This window comes from Candidatus Desulfolinea nitratireducens (assembly GCF_982879505.1).
Window position 1 is genome coordinate 3415 of sequence record NZ_CEYOSI010000210.1, and the last position, 2593, is coordinate 6007.

Consider the following 2593-nt stretch of genomic DNA (forward strand, 5'->3'; position numbering starts at 1 on the left):
TTCCCTCCACGCTCAATAAAGATGAAATTCCTGTGCTGATCGATCCTGATCTTGAAATATTAAATTCTCAACTCTCAATTACCGTTCTTGTGGATGCAAGACTGACGAAGCGCACGCCAGATATTGGGCTTGCCTCCGCCAAATTGATCATTGGTCTTGGCCCGGGATTTACCGCCGCCAAGAACTGTCATGCCGTCATTGAAACGCATCGCGGCCATACTCTCGGGCGTGTCTACTGGGAGGGCTCTGCCCTGGCAGATACGGGCATCCCCGAAGAAGTGCTGGGACGCCGCGCCGATCGTGTTCTCCGCGCCCCCGCTGATGGAGAATTGATCACACATGGTGATATCGGCGACCATTTCGATGAAGGACAACCCATCGCCGAAGTAGGTGGGATTTCGCTCATTGCTCCCTTCAGCGGTGTGCTGAGGGGATTAATTCGGCCCGGACTTCACGTCAAAAAAGGGCTAAAAGTTGGCGATCTTGACCCGCGTGATGATCCCGTTTATTGCACGATGATCTCCGATAAATCTCTCACATTGGGCGGGAGTGTGCTTGAAGCAATTTTGAGTCGCCCTGATTTGAGAAAAAGATTGTGGGATTAACGCTCGCAAAAGCCCTTCGACTCAAAAATAACTCAACTCCGCGGGTGGCCTTTGTTGGCGCGGGGGGGAAAACAACTGCATTATTCCAATTGGCGCGAGAAATCTCTCCCTGCATTATCACTACAACGACCCATCTTGGTGCATGGCAAGCCAATGACGCTGATCAGCACATCATCGCCCACAATTCTGAAGATTTCAAAAAACTGGAGGAAAATTCCCCCTCCGGGATAATTCTTGTCACCGGACCGGAAGAAAATGATCGCCTGCAATCCCTTCCTACTGAAAACTTGAATTGGCTGGAAAATTATTGTAAAACGCATTCCCTGCCTCTTCTCATTGAAGCGGATGGCGCCCGCCAAAAAGCGCTCAAAGCCCCCTCAGCACATGAACCTGTCATCCCCGACTTTGTGGATCAGGTGGTCGTTGTAGCGGGCTTATCCGGGCTTGGGAAGGTGCTTTCAGATGAATGGGTCTATGGAGCAGAGAGATTTGTGGAAATCAGCGCTTCCTCGGAGCAGGAAATTATTAGCGCAGAAATGCTCTCCGCGGTTATGACGGATGGAGATGGAGGGCTGAAAAACATCCCCCCAAAAGCACGCCGGATCGCTTTGCTTAACCAGGCAGATACACCAGAGCTTCAGGCCATCAGCAGCCGGATGGCGCAAAACCTTCTAACCCATTTCGATGCCGTACTCACCGGGACCCTGCAACCGGTGGAACTGGTAAACTACGAACCTGTAGCTGCGATCATCCTGGCAGCCGGGGAATCATCCCGCTATGGAGAGCCCAAACAATTGCTCGATTATCACGGGCGTCCGTTTATCCGCGCAGTAGCGGAAACAGCTTTACGGGCCGAGCTATCTCCCGTCATTGTGGTGGCAGGCTCAAATCACGAGCGCATCAAAGCGGCGCTCAAGGATTTACCGATCCAATTTGTATACAATCCCAATTGGAAGGATGGGCAAAGTTCATCGATTAAAGAAGGCGTCCAACTGCTTGAAAAAAGTATCGGCGCCGCAATATTTCTCCTCGCCGACCAACCCCAGGTCAAGCCAACAATAATTCGCGCTCTGGTAGAAGAACATCATCGCACGCTGAAGCCTGTCATTGCACCGATGGTTGAGGGTAAACGTGCAAATCCTGTCCTCCTTGACCGGGTTACATTTCCCGCGTTGCTCGAACTGGAAGGTGATGTGGGTGGTCGCGGTATCTTTTCCAAGTTTTCACCCAGCTATATCCAGTGGGATGATGCATCATTATTGCTGGATGTTGACCGCCCTGAGGATTACAGGAAATTAATGGAATTGTGATGAAGAAAACAATTTCTTTTTCGAAAATTATCTTTTGGACAGGGGCAATTTCGCTGCTGCTCGTATATATTATTCTTTGGGCGGAAATGATCGCCTCTCCATCAGAAAGAACCGGAACGGATTTTATTGCATTTTATTCCGCAGGGCGTATTGCTCAAGAGCGTGGCTCAAGTAAGGTCTATGATATTGACCTTCAGCAAGAGGTGCAGGAAAATTTGCTGGGATTTTCAATACTCGACAATCAACCTCTTTTATACAACCATCTTCCATTTCTAATCCCCTTGCTTAAACTCATTATGCAAGAAAGTTACACTCTTTCATTTAGTATTTGGCTTCTGATTCAAATATCTCTGTATGGAGTAAGCCTCATTACTCTGGCTCTATTATTTCCAGATAAATGGATAAAAATTACCAAACGTGATTTCATTATTAGTGGGGGACTCTTTTTTCCTGTCTTCGTCAGCCTCCTGCTTGGGCAAGATACCGCCTTTCTTTTTCTTGGTATTTCCTTATTTCTTTATGGAATCCTTCGGAAAAATGATTTCCTTGCCGGAGGCGGCCTGGCGCTAACATTGGTTCGACCGCACCTTACTTTAGTTTTAGCTCTGCCCGTTATGATCAAAAACAAAAAGGCATTTAGCTATTTTGTTGGATTGGGTGCCGCGCTGGCTTTGCTGA

Annotated in this window: 3 protein-coding genes; all 3 read left to right on the top strand. The window is 48.4% G+C overall.

Annotated features, from left to right (window positions below):
- Nucleotides 1-605: selenium-dependent molybdenum cofactor biosynthesis protein YqeB (yqeB, locus tag AC3DOM_RS14725; protein WP_487919801.1), on the top strand; the 605-nt coding region annotated here is incomplete at its 5' end.
- Complete coding sequence (yqeC, locus tag AC3DOM_RS14730; protein WP_487919802.1) at nucleotides 596-1915, top strand: selenium cofactor biosynthesis protein YqeC; 1320 nt, start codon at nucleotides 596-598, stop codon at nucleotides 1913-1915. The genes yqeB and yqeC, both read left to right, overlap by 10 nt.
- Nucleotides 1915-2593, top strand: a 679-nt coding sequence (locus AC3DOM_RS14735; RefSeq protein ID WP_487919803.1) for a glycosyltransferase family 87 protein, incomplete at its 3' end; no start/stop codon positions are given. The genes yqeC and AC3DOM_RS14735, both read left to right, overlap by 1 nt.